Origin of the sequence: Priestia endophytica DSM 13796 (assembly GCF_900115845.1) — a bacterium.
GTDB lineage: Bacteria > Bacillota > Bacilli > Bacillales > Bacillaceae_H > Bacillus_I > Bacillus_I endophytica.
This window is the reverse complement of the sequence record NZ_FOXX01000008.1, coordinates 242,888-263,270: the sequence shown is the minus strand read 5'-3', so window position 1 is coordinate 263,270 and position 20,383 is coordinate 242,888. Positions and strand designations below refer to the sequence as shown.

Sequence of the window (20,383 nt, the reverse complement as noted above, 5' to 3'; positions counted from 1 at the left end):
CATAAAGTAGTGCAGCGTGTCATGCAGAAATACGGTTGGCAATGTCGTGTGAAAAGGAAAAAACGGAAACAAACAGGACAACCTTATCAGGTTGCAGAAAACGTGTTAAACCGTAATTTCCGAGCAGAGCGCCCTCTTCAAAAGCTGGTTACCGATATTACCTACTTGCCTTTTGGACCTAAACAGTTGTATCTTTCAAGTATTCAAGATTTATTTAATGGCGAAATCATTGCGTATTCAGTAAGTGATTGTCAAAACGTAGAGTTTGTTTTAGATACATTAAGTCAACTCCCTTCTTTACCTGAGGGATGTACGTTGCATAGCGACCAAGGTTCGGTTTACACATCATATGCGTATCAACGAAAAGTCAAAGAAAGAGGCATCATCATGAGTATGTCCCGCAAAGGGACACCTGCAGATAATGCCTCCATTGAATCGTTTCATTCCAGCCTAAAGTCTGAAACGTTTTACCTCGACGAGTTAACATGTACTACGACTGCCATCGTAGAACAAACTGTCGAAAGCTACATTACTTATTATAACCATATCCGTATTCAAACGAAACTAAACAACCAGTCACCGGTACAATACCGACAACTAGCTGTTTAAAAGGTGTTTTGATCCCTGTCTCGAAATCAGGGGTCAGTCCCGTCCCATGGTTAGTAGGTTTTTCTGTTTTTGGACTGTATAAGATATTCATTTTTAGTTAACATAATGTATCTTCAAAGAAGTTAGAAAAATCCAGACCCCTTGTATGACAGGGAATCTGGACTTTTCCTTTTTTTACTTTATTCAGGATTTTATACGTCATTGTTACTAAAGCATTTTTCTGATTAGTAGTTCAGAAAAATTTGCATAAATAGTGAATTTTTTTATATAAGTTAAGTTATAAACTAGACTCCAATTTATCAAGTATAAATTGGACAATGACGACTACTTCACTCGCTTATGGCTGCATTCAACTTTTATTTATGTTACTAAAGGCTATGCTGCATAGTTTGGCCCAATACTAAAAAACGACCACACAAACGACCACAAATTTCATATAAATGCATGGATGTTTATAGAACCTGAAAAATATAAAAAGCTCTATTCTTGTTATAAAATAAAGGTTCTTAGAGATTTTATAGAAAAGAGGAGAAATTTATAAAAATAAAAAATGAGATATTTGTGATCATCCTAAAATTGCTCAATCTTTTGGTTTATCAGAAAGAGGAGAAGTGGTTGGATTTATTTATATTGGGTATCCTGCTAAAGAACCAAAAGCCGTTAAAAAGAATGATGTATCAATATATCCAAAGTGGTTTTCGTAATGACAAGAAAGCTTTCTTATCATAAGGAAGTCTTTTTTTATTACCAAGGGCAAACAGGATTTTGGCTTAGTTATACTAAGAATGACCACATTTAATTAAGCAACTATAGATTTTCGGGTAAACTTTTCATTAAATTACCGAATTTGTGAGAAGTTTTTTCTTTTAAATCTTTTGTCATATAAGTATAGATGTTCATAGTGGTGTTAATATCACTATGCCCCCAAATTTCGTGTATTTCCTTTATTCCGGCTTTAATTAGAAGTGAGGCATGGGAATGAGGAGTAAGAGGTTTTGTAACAGAGCTTTTATTATGTTAGTTTTTCAATCCCTATATAAAGAGGGGAGATTCCAAATAGAGGAAGAGAAACAGCTGTAAAAATCATTAAAGTATATTTTCTAGAATTACCTATGGCTTAATGGGAAAGTCTAATGTTAGCGCAACTTTTAAATGATATTTTAGTTTTAGAAAGGGGAGAAGTGGATGGAGTCAATATGGCTAGAGTATGCTTGGGCATTGTTAATTCTAATCGGATTAGAAGGATTGTTATCGGCTGACAATGCTCTTGTACTAGCAGTTATAGCCAAGCATTTACCCGAAAATGAGAAAAGAAAAGCTATAAATTATGGTATCATTATGGCCTTTGTTTTTCGATTTGTTGCTCTTTTTGCTATTTCTTTTATCGCAAACGTCTGGCAGATACAGGCGATAGGAGCAGCTTATCTTCTTTACTTAGGCTTAAAACATGTTATTCAGGCACGTTTAGGGAAAAAGAATGAGAATGTTCATAAGGACGATGAAAAGGAAGCCGCTGGAAAAAGTTTCTGGCCGACAGTAGCAAAGATTGGGCTAGCTGACCTCGCTTTTGCCATTGATTCAATACTAGCTGCGGTTGCTCTTGCCCTTGGTCTTCCAGATTCACCGCTCGGCGATTTCGGCGGTATGGATGGAGGACAGTTTATTGTTGTTCTTCTTGGCGGTATTGCTGGCCTTATCTTAATTAAGTTTGCAGCAACCTGGTTTGTGCAGCTTCTTGCAAAACGCCCAGCATTGGAAACAACAGCATATGCTATTGTTGCTTGGGTCGGTGTCAAACTTGCTGTCATTACCCTTGCGCATGAGGATATTGGAGTCTTAGATCATGATTTTCCTCACAGTACAGCGTGGACGCTGATTTTCTACGGAGTATTAGTCGCTATTGCCCTAATTGGTTGGTTTGCACCGAGAAAAAAGTGATTTGGGATAAATCCTAAACGGTAGCTTTGAAATATGTCCCCAACCCCTAGCGGACAATAAAAGCTAAGAATCCATTTTGAAAAATGCACAACCTGTGGATTAACTAAAAACCTTTAAGTGAAAAAGCTCTTATTAAATTGATAAGAGCTTTTTTGTTCCTTTTATTCAAATATATCTAATTAAATATAGGAAGTTGATTGTATGCATTGGGAAAATGTAGGGAGTCCTCTTATTCAATCGTTTAGGAAATGGTAGATCATCTTTAAAAGAGTGTAGGGGAAGCGGTGAAGCTCCTTTGAGTGAACTACTCAAGACGCCATGAGGCATTAAAAACAAATCATATTGTTTTCTTTTCGAGATGTATAAGATATGCAAAGTTAGTTAACATAATGTAATTTAGAAGCATTGAAAAAGGTTAGGTGTCTAGTTACCCACTTTCTTTTCAATCTAACAAAATCACCTTTTATTTCCTTCAATATCTTTCCTAATTAGTTAAACTTGTCCTTATTAGAAATAAGTAGATAAAACCCTCTATTAAGTTAGTTTTGATCATTCATGCCTTTTTTAAAGAGTACGTTTATATTTTTAGGCTAAAACAGGTTTTTGACGTGTAATACTCGTCCAATCTTTAGTCTAACAAATTCATATGATATTACATATTAGATGTGAGGAGGTGAATACGTCTATGTATGGATATGAATATGATTATGATAGAAAAGACTATTATGAGGATAAACATGACAAACATGATAAATTTAAAAAAGTAAAATGTTACTGTGAAGAGCAAGAGGATCGTCGTAAACACGAAGATAAATGTGATCGTAAACATGATGATAAAAAAGAGCATGATGATGAAAAAAAGAAATTTGTTATAAAAGGGTATCTTTACTTTAAAGAAGATGATCATGATTGTGATCGCAAAAAAAGATATTAGTAACCTGAAAATATCTATGCCTTTTCATATTGTTAAATTGATTATGCTTTGACTCATCTCCCAGTATGGATAAAAAGAGGCTGACCCAAAAATGTGTTAAAAGTGAATTTTTGGTTGTCAGCTTCTTCTCCTTTCAATTCTACCTTAAAAGGAGAATTTCAAAATCTTTTTTTGTTTAAAAAGGAGTGATTAAAATAAGTACGCATTATCCTTATAAGAAATCACAAGTCTGGTACCCAGGTCATAAAAGTGGCAATGTAGGATCATCAGCATTCAGAGCTATCAATAATACTGCTAATCAATTTCTTCCCGCAAACGCTGCTAGTCAAGTTCTTTTTCAAAATGAACAATTTGATTTAGCGAATGAATATAATCCAAATACATCTACATTTATCCCACAAACGGATGGTGTATATTCGCTCACTGCATCTGTTGAGTTTCAACCGAATATTAGTGGTGAGTTTACCTTAGAAATGGTCTTCCTAATAAATAGCGATGTAATTGAGGGAAGAAATAGTGAAACTTTTACAGATAATATCCCGGCCATCCTAACGACTACTGAGATACTTCAATTAAATGCTGGAGATCAAGTGCAGGTAGCAATGAGAAGTACTGTCGCTGGTGCAATCCAAGCAAGCCCAAATACACACTTTGCAGCAGTTAAAGTTTCTTCCCCAACAACATAAATAAGATTAGGCGCCTAACCTCTAATGTTTAATCTGTTGATAAGAACAAGAAAAAACGACCTTTTCTTTAAAAAAGTCGTTTTTTTGCTCTTTTTGTATATTTATCATTCACATAACAAAAATTATAGGAAACAAAACCCTGTTGAATTGAACAGGATTTTTAACATAATCATTTGTCTGTTTACTTCTTACAGATAAAACGTTTCATGAATTTCCCATGACTCGACAATTTGATGTGCTGTTCGTGGATCATATCCTTTACCCATCAGATAAGTAATAGCTGCTATTTCCATCATTGCATGAGGGATAGATGTTTTTTGAGCTTCATTTAAACCATATTGTACCCATGGATTAACCTTTAATAAAGTTTCTTGTTTGAGATGATGTGAGGTAGTATAAAGGGGATACATAGTAATTACATCCTTTCAAATATAATTAAATATCACAATCCTAGTTTATGCCCATTAATTAATCTTGTGAGGACTTTATATAATGGACGGGGTAGCTCTTTTTCTTTTTATTCTGTATAACCCTATACATTTTTAGTTTGCATAATACATCTTCGGGAAAGTTAGAAAAGTCTAACTCTCTTTTGTGACAGGAAATCTAGAACTTTTTCATTTTATTCAATATTTTATATATCGTTGTTACTAAAGCACTTTTCGGCTTAGTAGTTCAGAAACATTTGCGTAAATAGTGAATTTTCATACAGAAGTTAAGTTATAAAGTAGACTCCAATTTATTAAGTATAAATTACCCAGTGGCGACCACGCAAACGACCACAAACTTTATATAACTCTATGAATGTTTATAGAAACTAAAAAATATAGAAATCTACCAAAATACAAAATCGGATATATGCTATCATCCAAAAGTTATGGAAGCTCTCGGTTATCCTAAAGAGGAGAAGTAGTTGTTTTTTTTACATCGGCTATTTGGCAAAAGAGCCAAAAGCAGCGCAAAAAAACAGATACAATGACGTATACGAAGTCGTTCTTATAATAAAAAAGCTTCCTGTCACAAGGAAGCCTTTTGCCTTTTCTCTTTTAATCCAAGAGCGTTTTGAAGGATATTTTTTTATTCAAAGCCATCATGATAAAAGCACCGATAAACATCACAACGAATTCACCAACAGCTGTTGTAAGCCATGTGAAAAGGAAGGGAAGCCCTAATGCTAAGTGCAGCTCAAAGGCTATAATAAACATTGTTGCTGTAAAAATAGCTGTATTCACCATCATACGAGCCCATAAGTTCTTTATATAGCGGCCTACTCCAATTGTAACAAGTAGAGCTATAAGAGATTGAAGGACGCCAAATACAAGATCATATGCTCCAAGCGGTGAGAATAGTAAATTCGTTAAGAAAACTCCAATAACGATGCCAAAAAGGTACTTCTTGTTAAATACAACAAGATGATTAAATATCTCAGAAAGTCTAAACTGAATGTTTGTGAAGCCAAATGGCTGAATTAAAAGAGATACGGCGATATATAAAGCCGCTACAAGGGCGTTAATGCTCATTGTTCTAATATTCACCAATTTATTTCTCCTTAGTTTTTTTAGCGTGGGAGGGTTACGAACCACGATAATACTAAAAAATAATACAAGAGGGCGCACGTTTCGTCAATAAAGAGATAAGAAAAGAGAAAAAGTAAAAACATTCTGGCTAGTCCTATAAAAAAGACTCTTTTTTTAAAAAAGAGTCTTTTCACTATGTATAGGAATAAATTCTTCTTCTTCCTCATATAATCCACGTTCTTTTAAGTATTCAATGAAATAAAGGTCTGCTTCCTTTCTTTCATCATATGGTTTCTTTGAAAGAACGAAACCAATTTTCCCTTCATTAGTAAGTTCAACAGAAGAGATATAAGCTTGAATGTTATGACGAAGGAAAAGCTCTTTTGCAGGAATGATTAAGCCTTTTAAAAATTGAGAAAGAAGTTCTAACTCAAACTGAAATGTAAAACGTTCGACTTTAGAGAGATCTGCAAAGATGACGCCAATAAAGCCTGTATTAAAAATCTCATGTTCTTTTATTTTTTCATCTTCATTTAAATGTCCAACTTCACGTAGGTAGTTAATAAAATAACTTTTCCCTTCTTTACGGCGAAAGGGTGTTTTAGATAAAACAAGGCCAATTTTCTTTTGCTTTGGTAAATAGATGCAGGAGATGTGCGCAGGAATACCATGCTGCGAAAATAAAATGCTGCTTCCTTGCAATAGCCCATCAAGCACGTGATGTGTAATTTGCAGCTTTTTACGAGAGAAGTAGTATTCATATTTCGTTAAATCATCTAAGTCTGTGAACGTTGCCCCAATGAAACCAGTATTTGAAAGAGTAGGGGAAGAGGTTTTTTTACGACTATGTTTTGTCATTCTTGCCATAAGCTCAGCTCCTTGCATTAGTAACACGAACAAATGTTCTATACTCCTATATTACAGCACTTTTCTCTAAAAGTAAAGAAAAAGAAGAGGAAAAATTGAGAGAGAAGGAAGATTTTCTCTCATTTTTCGTCCCAGTATAATAGAGAAGGCAACAAAAAAAGCATTGATCAGTATCATCAATGCTTTGATTATGCAAGGTTTGAACCTTCTTCATCTGTTTCATCTTCTACAAAACAGTCCATTGTATGTAATGTTTTATCGTCATGACTTCCATAATAAATCGTAATATTCATAAACATATCGCTCCTTTTTATGAGGAATGAATCTGTTGTTCACATTTCCATTGTAAGAGATAGTCTCATTATACCCCAAGGACAGGTGTTCCACAACTAAAAAAGAGCGATATTTATATTATATTAAAATGGCTTCCATTTCACTTTCATTGCTTCACGATAACGTTCTTCAACATGTGCCCAATTGACAACATTCCACCAGTTCTCAATATACTTTTTGCGGTCATTTTGATATTTCAAATAATAAGAGTGCTCCCATACATCAAGAGCCAGAAGAGGGATAACATCGTATTGACTTAAGTTTTGGTGTTTTTCAGCTTGTAAAATCTCCAAACGATGAGCACGAGGAGCCCATACTAAAATGCCCCATCCAGATCCTTCTACTTTGTTTGCGGCTTCTGTAAACTGTTGTTTAAATCGTTCAAATCCTCCAAACGTGCTATCAATCGCTTTTCGTATTTCACCTCTTGGTTTTCCCCCACCATTTGGGCTCATTACATTCCAAAAAAGCGTATGAAGATAATGTCCAGCTCCATGAAAAGCGGCTTCTCGCTCCCAGTAGGCAATAAGCGTATAATCTCCACTGCTTCGCGCTTTTTTCATTTCTTTCTCTGCTTTGTTCAACCCATCAACATATGTTTGATGATGTTTGTCATGATGAAGCCTCATTGTTTCGCGGTCAATATAGGGCTCAAGTGCTTCATACGAATATGGTAAAGGAGGTAAAGTATGTCCTCCAATCGGTACAGGATTAAAAGCAGGGCGGTTCTCTTCATGATGATTTACTTCGTCTCGGTGACTCTCTTCCTCATGTGGGTTCTCTTCCTCGTGATAAATTTCTTCATCTCGCTCCCGCTCTTTATAGGCGTCTTCCCACAAAAGGTAAAGCTCTTTTGCTCGTTCAAAACAAGCATATGGCATATCTTGATCATGATTTCCTTCTAAAAGATGAGCAAATTCATTCCACTTTTGGTGCCATTCATCTTCATTTTTTCGGTGAGAGGGAAGAGAGTCCCAATGGCTATACAAATCGTTAGCCCAGTCTTCTAAGTATGTTTTGTAGTCCTTTGTCTCATTATCCATAGTACATAAGCCTCCTTCTACATCGTTGTGGTCACTATATGTAGAGGAGGCAAAAAAGGTTCGTTACTTCTTCTCTTTCATTTTTTTCATTTCTTCAGTTACAACAAATGCTAGATCATCATTTCCAAATAGAGATAAAACGCCTAAAAGCGTGCTATCTCCAACTTCACCAGCTTCCTCCTTTGGTACAGTAAGGGAGAGCCCATGTTTTAATGCAGCATTCTCCTTTTGGTTAGGGTATGCACGTATATATAGCTCAAAAGGATCTAAATCATGGTTAACACACCATTGTGCAAAAACCAGAATCATCATTTCTTCGTCTTTTTGATAATTTTGAATAATTTTTTGTTCCATCTCTTTTGAATTCATGTTAAAAACTCCTTTTTTAAGTGAGAGAATAAAAGTAGAATACCATATTTCTCTCTATTATAGTAAAAAAGTGTAGAAGAAAAAGTGTTGAACCTAGATTCTTTTTTAGTTTCTATTATTTGGAGATAAATGTTGATAAACTATCCTCATTAAGTAATTATTCTACATACTTTCCAGAAGGAGAGCAAAAGTGAAGAAATCATCGATCATAATCTCCTTAAGTTTGTTTGCTCTAGCAGGATGTGGTCAAGAGTGAGAATGGACAGGAGAAAAAAGAGGTTGCAGAGAAAAATGTAGAAGAAAAGCAGAGTACAAAGATTGGTATATAGACTATGTGAGTTAAACGAAAGAAGGGGAAGCATTACCATATCGTGAAAATACGGGGATAACAGAAGACGAGTATAAAACATTACTAGATTCACTGAGCAATATGAAAATGGTAAACGAAAAAAATATAAGTATTAAAGTTACAAGGGACAAAGATAAGTTAACATTAAAAGCGAGTGGAACGACTTCCTTTGATGAGATGATGTTTAATTTAATGAATCTTATAGAGCAATTGAAGGCTAAGGCTATGTAATCGAAGAAAAAACAATTGCTGTTGTTGGAAGGGCATAGGCTAAAAAGCTGAACTATCTATATAAAAGGGGTATACTAAAGATAGTAAATGATGTAAGAAAGGTGGTTTTTTGATTGTCTTTAAATCCTAAAATTAAAATGATGCTTGATCAGATGAATAGTATACCAAAACTAGATTTGAAAACGATTACTCCAAAAGAATATAGAGCGCTCCAAGAGCAAATGAGACAGGCTCCGACAACCGTTGAACGAGTAGGTGCAGTAGAAGATAAGAAGCTTCAATTGAAAGATCGAGATATTCGAGTGAGAGTCTATAAGCCAGAAGGCAATGGAAAGTTCCCTGCTCTTGTTTATTACCATGGGGGAGGTTGGGTGTTAGGAAATATTGATAGTCATGATGGCGTATGCAGAGCAATTGTAAATATGGCACAATGTACGGTCATTTCGGTAGACTATCGATTAGCCCCTGAACATAAATTCCCTGCTGGTGTTCACGATGCATATGACGCTGTTGTATATATTAGTGATCATGCAGAGGAATTTGATATTGATGCTAATCGAATTGCTGTTGGAGGCGACAGCGCAGGAGGAAATTTAGCTGCAGTTACAAGCATTATTGCTAAAGAAAAAGGAGGGCCAAGCATTATCCATCAGTTTTTACTGTATCCATCAACAGGTCGTGATTATGAGCTTCCCTCAATGAAAGAAAACAGCGAAGGCTATTTTCTCACCCAGGAGCTTATGGAATGGTTTGGAGAACATTATGTAAATAAGCAAGAAGATTGGAAGCATCCGTATGCATCCCCTGTCCTTGCAGAAGATTTATCAAACCTTCCTCCTGCAACGATACTTACGGCTCAATATGATCCGCTTCGTGACTCTGGCGCGCTTTATGCAGAAAAGTTAAGAGAAAATGAAGTTCCTGTTTTTTACAAAAATTATCATGATTTAATCCACGGCTTTGCCAACTTTATTGAATTTGTTCCAGAAGCAAGAGAAGCGTTGAAAGAAGGAGCAGAATCTTTGAAAGAAGCGTTTTAAAAAACGATTTATAAAAAAAGTAGGCTTTCACCAAGGAAAGCCTGCTTTTTTAAATAGAAACAAAGGTGGCACGTCGTTTTTCAAAAACACTCACTTCTGTAAATCCGCACTCTTTTGCAAGAGCATACGCTTCTTTAATACCTCGACCAATATGCTCTGAATAGTGAGAATCCGAACCAATAGTTAAAATGTGTCCTCCGAGCTCTCTATATAAAGACAAAATATAGTGTGAAGGCATTGGTTCATTCAATGCTTCTACTGTTGATGTATTAATTTCAATTCCAATACCTCGTTCAATTGCTTTAGAAAGTATCTGTTTTATAAGAGGCTCGAATTTTTCGAAGTCGTCTTTACTAAACGGTTCTTTTGAATAGCGTTTAATCAGATCAAAATGAGCTAAACAGTCAATGTCCGCTTTTTCGACAAGTAAGAGCATTTCTTTAAAATAAAGGTCATACGCTTCTAACCTTGAGTATTTTGCTAATGTTTTTCGAAGGCCGATATCTTTAATATTGTGAACAGAACCGAGAATAAAATCTACGTGCTCTTTTTGAAACAGCTGTTTATATTCTTCTGTATACTTATGTGGTTCACAAAGTTCTATTCCTTTTAAGATGTGAAGAGGTTGATTTTTAAAAGCTTCTTGACACGTTTGAATGTCTTCGCTGTACTTCTCCCATTTCATATGTCCATAAGTTGGAACGTTCGGGTTTAGCGTGAAGTGTTCGGTGAAGCAAATTTGTTCTACTCCGTTCGCAAGTGCTTTTTGGCATGTTTCCATCATGACCGCTTTTGAGTCAAATGAATTGTTCGTATGTGTATGATAGTCCGTAAACATAATGTTCCTCCCTTTATATGTAGTGGAGCCTTCTCTCATTTATTATGGCATAGATTGTGCAACGTGAAAAAGGGGATGTTGTGATACAATGGGCAAAGACTATGATGAAAGAGGAGAAAAAGATTCAGCATGAATGAACAGCTTATTCGGGGTCTATTCTATAAAGGACTGTTGAAGAAGAATGATTATTCCCCCGAAACAGAGAAGTGCATTTTTAATACGCTTAAAGGATTGAAAAATAAAAAGACAACGGCAAATAAGCCAGGGATGCTGCTTGGAAAAATTCAAAGCGGAAAAACGAAAACGTTTATTGGAATTACAGGGTTAGCTTTTGATAACAATTATGATATTGCAATTGTCCTTACAAAAGGTACAAAAGCTCTTACAAGGCAAACGTATGAACGTTTGAAAGAAGAATTTTCTTCGTTTCAGGCTCATGATAAAATACAAATTTATGACATTATGAATCTTCCAGACAATCTTATTCAATATGAACTAAACCAAAAGCTCATTTTTATTGTGAAGAAAGAAATTCACAATTTAAGAAGACTTCATAAAGCTTTTTTTGAACAATATCCGCTTCTTCAGAACCGAAAGATTCTCTTAATTGATGATGAAGCAGATTTTGCTAGTGTCGGTTTCTTAAAAACAAAAAAAGAAGCCCATGAAATGAGAGTTATTGCAGGGGAGATTGATCAGTTCCGGAAGAAAGTTGACGATATTTCCTTTTTACAAGTGACAGCAACACCATATTCTCTTTATCTTCAGCCTGAACATTTGAAAATTGATGGCTCTATTCAGGATTTTCAACCTGTGAAGCCTTCATTCACAGAACTTGTTCCTGTATCTGACGGCTATATTGGAGGAGAGTATTATTTTGAAGAGAGCACAAGGAAACAGTCGATTGCTTCTTATCTCTATGAAGCGATTCCACCACATGAGCTTGCTATTTTAAAGAAACCAGATAGAAGGCGGTTCAAACTAGAAGAAGCGTTAACAAGTAAAAGGATTGAATCGCTGCGCACAGCGATCCTTCAATTTATCGTTGATGGAATTATCAGAAGGCTACAGCAGCGGCAAATGAGCAAAAGAGGGAAGAAATACAGCTTTATTGTTCATACTGAGCAAGCAAAAGCAGCTCACGAATGGCAAGAAACGATTGTGATTGAGATGAAACGAAAGCTTCAACAAATGGCAGCTGAACAGCCTCTTGTTCTTTATAAACTCATTAAGCCCCTTTATGTTAACTTAAAAAAATCATTAGAAAGAATAAAAGGGGAAATTCCAACGCTTCAAGATGTTGAGTATGAAACGTATTTTTATTTACAAAACGATTATGTACTTGTGACAAAAGTAAATTCAGAAAAAGAAATATCAGAGCTTTTAGATGATAAAGGACAGCTGAAACTCCGAGCACCTCTTAATATTTTTATTGGCGGGCAAATTTTAGATCGCGGAATTACCGTACAAAATTTAATTGGTTTCTATTATGGGCGAAATCCAAGAACATTTCAGCAGGATACCGTTTTACAGCACTCTCGAATGTTTGGTTACAGATTAAAGAAAGATTTAGCTGTCACTCGCTTTTATACAACGTTGGAAATTTATCAGATAATGAAAAAAATTCACGAATTTGATACATCACTACGGGAATCTTTTAAAAAGAAGAGCCATGAAAGAGGTGTTGTATTTATAAGACGTGATGAAGATGAAAAACGGGTTCCTTGCAATCCAAATAAAATCTTACTTTCTATTCTAAAAATTCGAACTCTAAATATAGTGGCAACGTATTGTGTATTGTAAGAGAAAATCGTAATATGAGTCGGATAAGAAGCAATCGTCGCTATGAAGATGCACCAGACACAGCTTCAAATGAAGAAAGCGAACTAATGCTTGCAAAACGCATTGCTATTGATACACCTGTGTTGATTTTACTTCGTCAAAATGGAAAAGAAGAAAATGGCTGGCGAGGCGCACCTTTTTGGTGGCCTGTACTTGTAACGCCCAAAAATACAAAAACAACAATTTTCACAGGTGGAGTGTTAGAATAGGTGAGGCATAATATGTCTCACTTCTTTTAATTGAAGGCGATTTGTGGCTATGAGGAATTTAGTTGGTGTCGTAAGGAAAAAGGAGTCTTGTGTTTGAAATAAGTTACCTAATATTTCTTTTCCTTAGCGGAGAGACGCTGTAGACTTGTGAATTAACAACATGGAAGGAAAGAAAGAGAAGAAAAAAGAGAGTCTTATGAATGGACGTTACTTTGAAAGAAAACGTTGGTACATATATCGTAGACTGTGATACTTAGTGAGCATAGCTAAGCCACATAGATAGAAGGAAGAGCTAAAAGTTCTATTTATAAAAACGAAGAGTATAAAGAAATGTCAAGTTTAGAGTTTGTACATTCAGATGGGATTCTCAAGAAAAAAGGATGAAGAATGTAGATTCTTCATCCATAGCTTTTAACAAAGAAGCAATAATAAAATCTATTTTGCAGCATACAAGCGGAACAATCATCTGGATAGTGCTGTTAACAGTTAAAATGTAATATTAAAGAGAGAAAAATATGAATCCCTACTTTTTTCTTTGCTCATCTATTTCACCTCAATAGTGTTTAAGATGAGCTAAGCATAATGTGCTTCAGGTCTTTTTTTCGGTTTTGTAGAGTTAAACCATTGTAAGCAAAGAAGAAAAATAAGCAGTGCGTCGATGATATCTCCTCCATAGTACATTATCATGCCGCCAAGTTCAGCTTTATGAACAGGTACTCCATAAGGCGGATGTGCATAGATGTATTTAGATAAAATTCCGTGACCTGCTAGTGCGAAAATAAGGACAATCGTTCTGTACAGATAAGAAAAGCGATGTGACACGGGATCAATATAAATCATAGAAATTGTAAAAAGATAGCCTGCTATAAACACGTGAGCATGAATGAAAATATGCAATAAAACATGTTCATGCATCATATGGTACAAATTTGTTGTATAAAGCAACCAAAGCCCGCCAACATTTAACAATGTGGCAACAACAGGGTGAGTAAAAAAATGTGAAAATCTGCTTTTTAAAAAGGCGGAGAGCATTCTAGCTCGTTTCTTGGGCAGCGTACGCAACAAAAGCGTTATTGGAAAAGATAAAGAAATCAACAGCGGCGAGAGCATGCCGAGCAGCAAATGTCCAACCATATGTAGAGTGAAATTAGAATGAGCTCCTTCCGCAATTGGTCCACTAACAGAGCCTACTGCACAAAAAATACCTAAAGAAAACAAAATCACTCTAGAAAAAGGCCAGATTTTATAGCGAGAATTAGAATGAAATACAGAAAAAAGATAAAGGAACAATGTGATAAGAAATGGAGCAGCTAAGATGAAATCTGCTCTAACTATATGATGATGCATATTATTCATAAGAATGATGTCCTTGTTTCTTCTTGCTTATTTGTAGTAATACAATACCAGCTACAATCATCAGAAGGGCTGACCCATTCCAAATAGTATCATATATCCATAAGGTATCAACATAGCGGATTTGATGAAGACCCATAAGCTTATGCTGAATAAGTCCATCGTAAAGCTGAAATCCTCCTGTCCCAAGCCAAAAGCTACCGTGCCACTTTTTAAATTTCAGAGCATTTCGGCGGCGTAAGTCAGCAAATAGAAACAAACCTCCAATTGTGGCAAACCAGCTGAAGGCGTGAAAGAAACCGTCAGATATGATTCCAATTTTGGTTGTTGAACCATCATAAAAATGATGCCACTGTAAAAGCTGATGAAAAACAACTTCATCAATAAAAGCAGCAAAACCAATTCCAACAAGAATACCTGAAAATACATTTCGTTTTACATAGTTTAACGATGCTTTGCTCATTTTATCATTCCTTTCTAAAAAAGTTACTATATACCACTTTCCCAACTCATCTTTTCTGTAAACGGTTAAAAGAAAGTTTAAAAAGGCCAATCCTTATTCTCATTGTTCTCGTCCTTTTCTCTTCATTTTTCTTAAAAAGAGAATTTCATGAGAGCGGACCCTTATTTCTAACTTTTGAAGAAGAAGAAAAGTTGCTATTATAAATGTTTGTTCAAATATAAAAGAAGGGAAGAAAATGACGTTAATTTTAGTAATGGGAGGTAGCGTATTTATAAGTAAAGTACTAGCGACACATTTGATTGAACAAGGATACAATGTTGATCTCTTTACAAGAAAGAAAAATCCTATTAATTATAGCGGGCTCAACTCTTACCTTGTTTGAAATCACAATTTAGTGAGTGACGTAGAAAAGGCTCTTGCTCATAAACACTCTGTTGTTGTATTTAATATGAACGCCTATACAAAAGATCAAGTGAAAAGCGTTATAAAATATATCAAACATCCTAACTTGCAACATTATATTTTCTGCAGTACTGGAGCTGTTTATGAAGAAATGAGTAAAAAAGTAAATGAAACGTTTCAAAGAGGGAAAAATCCTTATTAGAAATGGTATGGGTGGAATAACAAAGAAGCGGAACATGATCTTTTTAACTTATATAAAGGAGAAACGGAGGGTTTCCTTTTACAATTTTTAGACTTTCTTATATTTATGGGGAAGAAAATAATCTATATCGAGAACCTTTGATGAATCAAATAGATGACGTGCTTAAACATCACACTTATTAAATTCTAGAACGTATGATACATGTTTCCTTTTCTTTACGGAAAAAGTAAATGTATATCTGTACAGAAAAGGCAGGGGGAAAATGGAACTTTTAAAAGAGCTAATGCTTATCTTTGGACGAATAGTAACAATTATCCCTTTACTTTTAGTTGTAACGCTTGTAATGGGAAGAAGGGCAATTGGAGAACTTCCTGTTTTTGATTTTCTTGTTGTTCTTGTATTAGGATCTGTTGTTGGAACGGATATTGCAGATCCTAGTGTGGAACATCTTCATACAGCTGTAACCATTGTTTTGATTGCTCTTCTTCAACGTCTTATCGCAAAGTTAGCGATCTCATTTCGAAAATTTGGAAAGCTCATTACATTTGACCCAACGGTTGTGATTAAAGATGGTCAAATATCAAGAACCAATATAAAAAAGATACGCTATTCACTTGATAATATTTTGCAAATGTTAAGAGAAAACGGAATCTTTGATATAACACATGTTCATCTTGGTATTATTGAATCAAACGGGAAGTTAACTGTTTATAAACATCCTGCTAACGATGTTGTAACAATAAATGATTTAGGTATTGAAAAAAGTCTTGATGGAATTGCTTATCCGGTTGTGATTGAAGGGAAAGTATATAGAAAAGTACTAACAGACTTACATTTGACCGAAGAATGGTTAAATCAAGAATTGGAGAAAAAGGGGATTAAAGATATAAATCGTATTTTTTTAGCTACTATTAATGAGCGAAATGAAATGTATGTTTCACTTTATGACTCTAATCCAGTTATTAAGCCAGATGTTATTCATTGATCACCATTTAAATAATGGGGAGAAAAATCATCCACTAATAAAAAAAGAAAAAGTCTTTAACTATACTTTCAAGAAGTGAATTATAAAAATCCGTAAACAGGTTTGTTTACAGATTTTTATGATAGCTTTTCTTGAAGAAACATAGAAGGCTATATCTGAAAAATAAGAGAAAAGAGGAAGATAGAAAAGCAGGATTTTTTTTATTTTCCCTCATCTATAAAATAGTATGTATCATTTAAAACTTAAAAAAATCGCCTTACCTATTCTATTATTTTTGTAAGGAATAATTTTTGTTTGTTGTTTTATACTAACTGCGAAAATATGGTTCCAAAAGGAGGAGTTTTAAATGATGCAAAATGAACAAGATCAAACACATCAAAACATGCACACTGGGAATATTCCACAACACATGAATCATGGTGGACATGAAGTCTTTGATGTGCAAGAAGTATTATCAGGAACAATTGGTACTCTAAATTCTTATACGTTGTTACGTCAACATGTACAAGATCCTGAATTAAAAGATATTTTGGAACGCCAATATCAATTTATTCAAGATGAGTACAATACAACAGTAGAATGTTTTAAAAGTGGTCAAGATCCTTCTAAACCAACACAGAGTTATAAGATGAAACAAGATAATGACTTTGTATATGGTCTTAAGCCATCTCAACCTAAGAAGCCTTTACAATCCGTAAATGAAATTACAGATGAATGTGTTTCAAGCTGTATGCTTGGCTCTGTAAAGTCATGTGCAACAATGAAAACAACAGCAGCCCTTGAAACAACGAATCCAGTTGTGCGCCGTGTGCTTGCAGACTCTATCCCAAATAGTATTGAAATGGCATATGAGCTTTCTCTTTATCAAAACAAACATCATTACTATCAAGTACCACAACTTGCGCAACAAGATATGCAACAAATGTTAAACGCATATGCACCTGCTCAAGGACAGCAAAACATGCCAAATAACAATACAACTCATTAATTTATCTATTAATGAAGAGAACTCATGGAACCAGTACTAGTTCCATGAGTTTTATTTTTGCGTATGGTAAATCTTCTGTTTTATATATGATTATAAACAAGTTTCGAAAATTCCATATCTAACAGGACTGACAAAGGGAAGGAGGGGAATGAAGACTATTTTTCATCCTATTAAAACGGAAATTCTCGATATTTATCTTGAATAGAGATCCATTTTAACTTTGTAAATTCATCAATTATCCATGGGTTTCCAAACCTTCCTAGACCACTTTGCTTATTACCGCCAAACGGTATATTAGATGCATCATTTACAGTTTGATCATTTATGTGTGTCATCCCACTGTCAATTTTCAATCCATATTCTTCGCCTTTTTTTAAATCGGAAGTAAATATAGCAGAACTTAGGCCATAGATAGTGTCATTAGCTAATTCAATTGCATGATCATCGGATTCAGCTTTTATAATTGAAACTACTGGGGAAAATAATTCTGTCTGAGCAATTTCATCAGAATTATTTACATCAACAAATACAAATGGAGTTAACACGTTTCCTATTCGCTTACCTCTTAGCCCTAGCTTGTTGCCACTTTTCTCAGCTTTTTCAATTAATTCAAGTACCTTTTCTATTTGTTTTTCATTAATCAGTGGACCAATTACTGTATCCTGCTTTGTTTGATCTCCGTATGGCAGCTTTGAAGCTCTTTCCATAAATTTATTCGCAAAGTCTTCATATAAATCTTTATGTACGATAAGTCGATTAATACACATGCAAATTTGTCCTTGATGCATAAACTTCCCAAAAATAGCTGCATCAACAGCCTTATTAACATCTGCATCTTGAAGAACGATAAATGGGTTATTTCCACCAAGCTCTAATGCAACACGTTTGAGATTTTCTCCCGCTACCTTCCCTATATGCTTCCCGAATCCAGTAGAACCTGTAAAAGCAACTAATTGTATCACTGGATTTTCTAACATTTCGTCCTTGATTTCATCAGGAGTCGTAAGGATAGACTGAAATACGCCCTTCGGTAATCCAGCATAATCAAAGGCTCGTGCAATAATAGATCCCCCTGTTAATCCAACTTGTAAATCTGCTTTATGAACAACTGTATTTCCAAGCGCAATAGCTGGAACAATAGAACGTAGTGATAAATTCATTGGAAAGTTAAAGGGTGAAATCGATGAAACTACGCCAAGTGGTTGACGATAAACTCTATTTCTTTTTCCTCCGATTGTCGAAGGGATGTCTATTATTTCATCAACAGCATTCATATATTTAAACGTTTCTTTTAGTACATCAATAGAAAGGTTTAATTCTAATTCTGATTTAAGTAGAGTACCTCCTGTTTCTTGACTGATGATCTGAATAATATCTTCACGATTATTCTGAAGGAATTCAGCTGTCTTACGGAATATCGCCTTTCTATCATTGATAGATGAATGTGCCCATTCTTTTTGTCTTGCTTCCGCTATTTTAAATGAATCCTTTACTTGTTGTAACGATGCTAATTTAACAGAGGTTATGACCGAATGATCATATGGATTAATAATATCTTCTGTACGTTCTGTATCTCCATCAATCCACTCTCCATTAATATAGTTTTTATTGTATTTCTCTTTGAAATTATTCACTAATTATCCACCTCTTTCCAAATTCTTTTGTATTTTTCACCTTTTTAGTATGTATTATGTATAGGATAGCATTTTACCCTAGATTGTAAAAGTTACCTTTGCACCTAAATGTTTCTTCAACAATTATGTGAAAGATTCTTTTTATTTTTATAGAGTGTGGTACATTTTCGCCAGTAAAAATAAATTAAAAATCTTTTCTCGGTAGGATTGAAAAAATTAACAGTATAGAAGTTATTATTATTCGGCACCATTGTAAATGCAATCCTTGGAATATTAGTATTCATAGTCATTTTGTTCATATTGTGATTACAAAAAAATCAATAAAGAAGAGAAGAAGAAACCACAATATCAACTGCAAATGAAAAATTTATTCACCATTAAAGGATTTAGTAGAGGGGGGACTAAGATGAAAGAAAAATTGATGAAAATGTTAGAAAATCGCAAGGATGAAATGATTAAAATCCGCCGGTACCTCCATGAAAATCCAGAACTATCATTTCAAGAGAAGAAAACTAGTCAATACATTGTAGAGTTTTATAAAGGTAAGAACGTTGAGATACAAACAAATGTAGGGGGAGGATATGGCATCATTGTAACAATCGGTTCTTTTGACGGCAAAGGTACATTTAATGTGATTAAAGATAAGGTGGAACTTGAAGGTGATGTCAGGGGAATGACTGAAGAGACGAGGGAATTAATTGAAAAAGAAATTCGTCGTATTGCAAAAGGAATAGAAGAAGAATTTAATGTAACATGTGAGTTAACTTATACGCCTGACTATCCACCATTATATAATAATCCAGAACTAACAAAGATGGTGGAAACTGCTTTGAAAAATACAAATGATAGAGATATTAAAGAAGTAAAAGAGTTTCCTAAATTATCGCCATCAGAAGACTTTGCCCATTATGCAAAAAAGTTTCCAGCTTGTTTCTTTTATATTTGCTGTACACCTAAAGGCGTAGAAAAACCTTATTTCAATCACCATCCGAAATTTGATATCGATGAAGATGCCCTTTTAGTAGCAGCCAAAGCAGTTGGGACTGTTATTTGCGATTATTATCAAATTAATGAATAACCAATCGCTATTGATCGTCTGACCAAAAGAAATAACAGCCCATATTCTTCATTTTCTTAAATGAAAAAAGAGAGCCTTAAGACTCTCTTTTTTATTTAATCATCATTTTGATTTGACATAGAAATAGGAGAACCAGTAGAAGTATGTTCATTGACCCAATTGCGTGTTGTATCCGAAACAGCGGACCAGTTTGGGATTTTATCTTTGTTCTGCTGAATCCAATTCATGCAAAATTGAGGATCAATGCTATGCTGTTCACACTCCGATAAAAAGGCTTGAACAGTAGATTCATTGCAGTTTTCCCACGTTCCACAAGTTGTGTCCCACAAGCTTTCCATTTTCTCTTGTACAGACTGATTTTCATTTAACATATCCATTCCTCCTTGTTATATACTGTCATTGGTATAAAAGATACATAAACAGTATGTCCAAAGGAATTTAAAACATGTAGATTCAAGAGAAAGTCAGGATGT

22 protein-coding genes and 1 riboswitch are annotated in these 20,383 nt (G+C 34.7%); of the genes, 12 read left to right on the top strand and 10 right to left on the bottom strand.

Annotation, left to right across the window (positions count from 1 at the left end):
• The 4 genes from BM012_RS16370 to BM012_RS16350 all read left to right on the top strand — a co-directional run.
• Nucleotides 1-609 (top strand): IS3 family transposase (locus BM012_RS16370; protein WP_074842848.1); only part of this gene is annotated, 609 nt, incomplete at its 5' end.
• Nucleotides 610-1,794: 1,185 nt separating this feature from the next.
• On the top strand, nucleotides 1,795-2,547 hold the full coding sequence (locus tag BM012_RS16360; protein WP_061805512.1) for a TerC family protein: 753 nt from the start codon (nucleotides 1,795-1,797) through the stop codon (nucleotides 2,545-2,547).
• A gap of 685 nt (nucleotides 2,548-3,232) precedes the next feature.
• The gene (locus BM012_RS16355; protein WP_061805513.1) at nucleotides 3,233-3,481 is read left to right on the top strand and encodes a hypothetical protein; all 249 of its coding nucleotides are present in this window, start codon (nucleotides 3,233-3,235) and stop codon (nucleotides 3,479-3,481) included.
• Nucleotides 3,482-3,666: 185 nt separating this feature from the next.
• Entirely contained in the window at nucleotides 3,667-4,167 is a 501-nt protein-coding gene (locus BM012_RS16350; RefSeq protein WP_082802633.1) for a C1q-like domain-containing protein, read from the top strand.
• Between the two features lie 188 nt (nucleotides 4,168-4,355).
• On the opposite strand, the gene BM012_RS16345 is transcribed toward BM012_RS16350, so the two are convergent.
• From BM012_RS16345 to BM012_RS16325, 5 genes are all read right to left on the bottom strand, one after another.
• The gene (locus BM012_RS16345) at nucleotides 4,356-4,577 is read right to left on the bottom strand and encodes a hypothetical protein (protein WP_061805514.1); all 222 of its coding nucleotides are present in this window, start codon (nucleotides 4,575-4,577) and stop codon (nucleotides 4,356-4,358) included.
• Between the two features lie 636 nt (nucleotides 4,578-5,213).
• Nucleotides 5,214-5,702, bottom strand: coding sequence for a QueT transporter family protein (locus tag BM012_RS16340; RefSeq protein ID WP_061805515.1), 489 nt, complete (start codon nucleotides 5,700-5,702; stop codon nucleotides 5,214-5,216).
• A gap of 8 nt (nucleotides 5,703-5,710) precedes the next feature.
• A riboswitch (PreQ1 riboswitch) is annotated at nucleotides 5,711-5,756 on the bottom strand.
• 102 nt (nucleotides 5,757-5,858) lie between these two features.
• A complete protein-coding gene (locus BM012_RS16335; RefSeq protein WP_061805707.1) occupies nucleotides 5,859-6,551 on the bottom strand; it encodes a hypothetical protein in 693 nt (230 codons plus the stop codon).
• Nucleotides 6,552-6,967: 416 nt separating this feature from the next.
• A complete protein-coding gene (locus BM012_RS16330; RefSeq protein WP_061805516.1) occupies nucleotides 6,968-7,927 on the bottom strand; it encodes a superoxide dismutase in 960 nt (319 codons plus the stop codon).
• Nucleotides 7,928-7,990: 63 nt separating this feature from the next.
• Nucleotides 7,991-8,296 carry a hypothetical protein gene (locus tag BM012_RS16325; protein WP_061805517.1) on the bottom strand — a complete coding sequence of 102 codons (306 nt, stop codon included), beginning with the start codon at nucleotides 8,294-8,296 and terminating at the stop codon, nucleotides 7,991-7,993.
• A gap of 693 nt (nucleotides 8,297-8,989) precedes the next feature.
• Between BM012_RS16325 and BM012_RS16320 the strand changes: the two genes are divergently transcribed.
• Nucleotides 8,990-9,916 (top strand): alpha/beta hydrolase, encoded by a 927-nt coding sequence (locus BM012_RS16320; protein WP_061805518.1) that lies wholly within the window; start codon nucleotides 8,990-8,992, stop codon nucleotides 9,914-9,916.
• A gap of 49 nt (nucleotides 9,917-9,965) precedes the next feature.
• Here BM012_RS16320 and BM012_RS16315 read toward each other — a convergent pair whose 3' ends face one another.
• Nucleotides 9,966-10,754: a histidinol-phosphatase HisJ family protein gene (locus tag BM012_RS16315; protein WP_061805519.1), complete on the bottom strand. Its 789-nt coding sequence runs from the start codon at nucleotides 10,752-10,754 to the stop codon at nucleotides 9,966-9,968.
• A 129-nt stretch (nucleotides 10,755-10,883) separates the two neighbouring features.
• Here BM012_RS16315 and BM012_RS16310 point away from each other — a divergent pair, with 129 nt between their 5' ends.
• Together BM012_RS16310 and BM012_RS26885 are read left to right on the top strand one after the other, a co-directional pair.
• A complete protein-coding gene (locus BM012_RS16310) occupies nucleotides 10,884-12,557 on the top strand; it encodes a Z1 domain-containing protein (RefSeq protein WP_235606186.1) in 1,674 nt (557 codons plus the stop codon).
• A 14-nt stretch (nucleotides 12,558-12,571) separates the two neighbouring features.
• Nucleotides 12,572-12,805 (top strand): hypothetical protein, encoded by a 234-nt coding sequence (locus tag BM012_RS26885; RefSeq protein ID WP_235606187.1) that lies wholly within the window; start codon nucleotides 12,572-12,574, stop codon nucleotides 12,803-12,805.
• A gap of 573 nt (nucleotides 12,806-13,378) precedes the next feature.
• Here BM012_RS26885 and BM012_RS16305 read toward each other — a convergent pair.
• On the bottom strand, nucleotides 13,379-14,161 hold the full coding sequence (locus BM012_RS16305; protein WP_061805520.1) for a cytochrome c oxidase assembly protein: 783 nt from the start codon (nucleotides 14,159-14,161) through the stop codon (nucleotides 13,379-13,381).
• On the bottom strand, nucleotides 14,154-14,621 hold the full coding sequence (locus BM012_RS16300) for a DUF2243 domain-containing protein (RefSeq protein WP_061805708.1): 468 nt from the start codon (nucleotides 14,619-14,621) through the stop codon (nucleotides 14,154-14,156). Before BM012_RS16300 ends, BM012_RS16305 begins: the two co-directional genes overlap by 8 nt.
• Nucleotides 14,622-14,856: 235 nt before the next feature.
• On the opposite strand from BM012_RS16300, the gene BM012_RS26480 reads away from it, so the two are divergent.
• The 4 genes from BM012_RS26480 to BM012_RS16285 all read left to right on the top strand — a co-directional run bounded on the left by BM012_RS26480 (nucleotide 14,857) and on the right by BM012_RS16285 (nucleotide 17,198).
• On the top strand, nucleotides 14,857-15,003 hold the full coding sequence (locus tag BM012_RS26480; RefSeq protein ID WP_161939325.1) for a hypothetical protein: 147 nt from the start codon (nucleotides 14,857-14,859) through the stop codon (nucleotides 15,001-15,003).
• 12 nt (nucleotides 15,004-15,015) lie between these two features.
• The gene (locus BM012_RS16295; RefSeq protein WP_061805521.1) at nucleotides 15,016-15,225 is read left to right on the top strand and encodes a hypothetical protein; all 210 of its coding nucleotides are present in this window, start codon (nucleotides 15,016-15,018) and stop codon (nucleotides 15,223-15,225) included.
• 262 nt (nucleotides 15,226-15,487) lie between these two features.
• On the top strand, nucleotides 15,488-16,210 hold the full coding sequence (locus tag BM012_RS16290) for a DUF421 domain-containing protein (RefSeq protein WP_061805522.1): 723 nt from the start codon (nucleotides 15,488-15,490) through the stop codon (nucleotides 16,208-16,210).
• A 349-nt stretch (nucleotides 16,211-16,559) separates the two neighbouring features.
• Nucleotides 16,560-17,198, top strand: coding sequence for a spore coat protein (locus BM012_RS16285; RefSeq protein ID WP_061805709.1), 639 nt, complete (start codon nucleotides 16,560-16,562; stop codon nucleotides 17,196-17,198).
• A 170-nt stretch (nucleotides 17,199-17,368) separates the two neighbouring features.
• On the opposite strand, the gene BM012_RS16280 is transcribed toward BM012_RS16285, so the two are convergent.
• Nucleotides 17,369-18,832: an aldehyde dehydrogenase family protein gene (locus BM012_RS16280; RefSeq protein ID WP_061805523.1), complete on the bottom strand. Its 1,464-nt coding sequence runs from the start codon at nucleotides 18,830-18,832 to the stop codon at nucleotides 17,369-17,371.
• 406 nt (nucleotides 18,833-19,238) lie between these two features.
• Between BM012_RS16280 and BM012_RS16275 the strand changes: the two genes are divergently transcribed.
• Entirely contained in the window at nucleotides 19,239-19,910 is a 672-nt protein-coding gene (locus BM012_RS16275) for a M20/M25/M40 family metallo-hydrolase (RefSeq protein WP_061805524.1), read from the top strand.
• Nucleotides 19,911-20,005: 95 nt separating this feature from the next.
• Here BM012_RS16275 and BM012_RS16270 read toward each other — a convergent pair whose 3' ends face one another.
• Nucleotides 20,006-20,281, bottom strand: coding sequence for a hypothetical protein (locus BM012_RS16270; protein ID WP_061805525.1), 276 nt, complete (start codon nucleotides 20,279-20,281; stop codon nucleotides 20,006-20,008).
• Nucleotides 20,282-20,383 lie beyond the last annotated feature (102 nt).